This is a genomic window from Paraburkholderia sp. RL17-373-BIF-A (assembly GCF_046030175.1).
Lineage (GTDB): Bacteria > Pseudomonadota > Gammaproteobacteria > Burkholderiales > Burkholderiaceae > Paraburkholderia.
This window is the reverse complement of record NZ_JARESO010000194.1, coordinates 1-2,553: the sequence shown is the minus strand read 5'-3', so window position 1 is coordinate 2,553 and position 2,553 is coordinate 1. Positions and strand designations below refer to the sequence as shown.

Genomic DNA, 2,553 nt, shown 5'->3' with positions numbered 1-2,553 from the left:
TTAAGGGTTGTGCGATGCCTGCCCTGAAGCCGCATGCATGTGAGCGCGCCGGTGAGCCAGCGGGCAGGCGTCGCACAAGCCTCGAGGGAGGAAACCGCGGAGTGCTCCGATGCGGTGAGAACCTTACCCGACTATGGCGATTGAAGAGATCGCACTATCAATCGGACGATGGGGAACTGAGGCAAACCATGCGTTGGATGGGCGCAAGCGCGGTTGCGAAGCTGCCACAGGCGATGGTTGTGACGATGGGGCGACGCGGAAGGACCTGTCTGAAACGACCAGCGCAACTGTCTCCTGTTGGCTCTCGTTGCCGGAGAGCCGACAGTCGGGTTGAATACCTTGAGCCACTTGCGCTCATGCTGCGCCTCGCTGCGCGGGCGGTGCCCGGATCGGCTGGCTGCGCTGGAGGATGTCGATGATGATCATCGGCGAGCCGCAGTGCCGGCACACGAAGGTCGGCTGTGCAGTGTCTGGCGAGGTGTTGTCGCTAACGGGCGCGATATCGACGGTTGTTACGTGCAACAGCTCGCGTATCTTCGCGAGATTGTCGCGCCGCACCGGGTTGGCAAACAGGCCGTAGTGACGGATACGATGGAAGCCAGCGGGCAGCACATGCAGCAGGAAGCGGCGCATGAACTCATCGGCACTGAGGGCCATGACCTTGTAGCGGGTGCGCCCCTTCGCGCGGTAGTCCTTCCAGCGGAAGGTCACGCCCCGTTCGTCCAGCGCGATGAGCCGCTGGTTGGAGATGGCGACGCGATGGGTATAGCGCGAGAGATACGCGAGTACCGCGTCGGGTCCCGCGAACGGGCGTTTGGCAAACACCACCCATTCACGGGCGCGTAGCGGCGCGAGCCACTGTGCGAAGACGGCAGGATCGGCGAGCGCGTCGTACTCGCCGAAGAAGCGTAGCTGGCCGCGGCGATGCAGCGCCGCGAGTTCTTCCAGGAAGCGTCGGCGGAACAGCCGTGAGAGCACGCGCACCGGCAGGAAGAAGCCGGGCCGGCAGGCGACCCAGCGCTCACCGTCGGGTGACAGTCCGCCACCGGGGACGATGCCGTGCACGTGCGGATGATGCGTGAGTGCCGAGCCCCACGTATGGAGCACGAGCGTCGCGCCAATGTGCGCGCCCAGATGCTTCGGATCGGCGGCGATGGTACGCAGCGTTTGGGCGGCGACGTCGAACAGCAGGCCGTAGAGCACCGCCTTGTTGTACCAGGCGATCGCACTGATCGCCGCTGGCAGCGTGAAGACCACGTGGTAATACTCCACGGGCAGCAGGTCGGCCTGACGTGCCTCGAGCCAGCGGTGTGCGGCGCTCGCCTGGCACTTCGGGCAATGGCGGTTCCTACACGAGTCGTAGGAGATCTCCAGCCTGGCGCAGCCGGAACAGCGCAACACATGTCCACCCAGCGCCGCGGTGCGGCACTGTTCGATGGCCGACATGACCTTCAGCTGTCCCAGGCTCAGCGGGACAGTCTGTCGCCACGCTGGGCCATGGATGCGGAAGATATCCGCGACCTCCAGCACGGGGCGCTCCGCGCGGTGCTGGCCTACTCGGAAGGCAGGCGGTCCAGCGGGCTGATCACCTGACGCAGGAGGTCGGTGGCCACCTGGGTATAGAGGGAGGTGGTCTCAAGCTTCTTGTGCCCCAGCAGCACCTGGATCACGCGGATATCCTCCTTCTGTTCGAGCAGGTGGGTCGCGAAACTATGGCGCAGCGTATGCATGGATACGCGCTTGCCGAGGTGTGCCTCTTCTGCGGCGGCATGGATCGCGCGGTTCAGTTGCCGCGTGCTGAGCGGGTCCACCGGATCGAGGCCCGGAAACAGCCAGCCGCCTTCGAGCATGCGACCCTGCGCATGGGCCACGCGCCACCAGACACGCAGGCGCTCGAGCAGGACCGGCGAGAGCATCGCGTAGCGGTCGCGGCGGCCCTTGCCCTGCTCGATGCGCAGCGTCATGCGCTGGCTGTCGACGTCGCCGACCTTCAGCGCCACCACTTCGCTCGCACGCAGCCCGGCACCGTAGGCGACTGACAGTGCCGTCTGGTGCTTCAGGTTGCCGGCAGCGGCGATCAGGCGGGCCACCTCGTCAGGGCTGAGCACGACCGGTAGCGTATGGGGCACGCGCACCGGCTGCATCCTGGCCATCAGCTCGGGCTGGTTGAGCGTGATCTCGAAGAAGAACTTCAGTCCGGTGATGGCGGCATTCAGCGACACGGGCGAGATGCCGTGGTCGACCAGATGCAGCTGGTAGCGCCGCAGGTCCTCGACGGTGGCGGTGTCGGGCGGGCGCCCGAGGAAAGCGGCGAACTGACGGACCACGCGGACATAGCCGGCCTGCGTCTGCGGTGCGAGCTTGCGCATGCGCATGTCGTCGATCATGTGCTGGCGCAGCGGACTGATATCCTGGCTGGTGTGAGTCATGGCTCTGCTCCTGTTGAGGAACGAGGCGGATTGCCTCGTACCCAACATGGAAACAGAGTCGGTTTCCTCTCACCTGCCACCCGAGCTCAACCGGAGCCCCACTACCGCGCGAGCGGTTTCGTCC

General features: G+C 65.6%; 2 protein-coding genes. Both read right to left on the bottom strand.

Translation table 11 applies throughout. The features are described from left to right. Positions 1–354 precede the first annotated feature (354 nt). Positions 355–1,530: an IS91 family transposase gene (locus P0D80_RS49440; RefSeq protein WP_408295865.1), complete on the bottom strand. Its 1,176-nt coding sequence runs from the start codon at positions 1,528–1,530 to the stop codon at positions 355–357. 23 nt (positions 1,531–1,553) lie between these two features. Continuing rightward, positions 1,554–2,429, bottom strand: coding sequence for a tyrosine-type recombinase/integrase (locus P0D80_RS49435; RefSeq protein WP_408295862.1), 876 nt, complete (start codon positions 2,427–2,429; stop codon positions 1,554–1,556). Between the last annotated feature and the right edge of the window lie 124 nt (positions 2,430–2,553).

Bases quoted from the DNA above. Each gene is read 5' to 3' on its own strand.
- P0D80_RS49435 (WP_408295862.1), bottom strand. From the start codon at position 2,429: ATGACTCACACCAGCCAGGATATCAGTCCGCTGCGCCAGCACATGATC.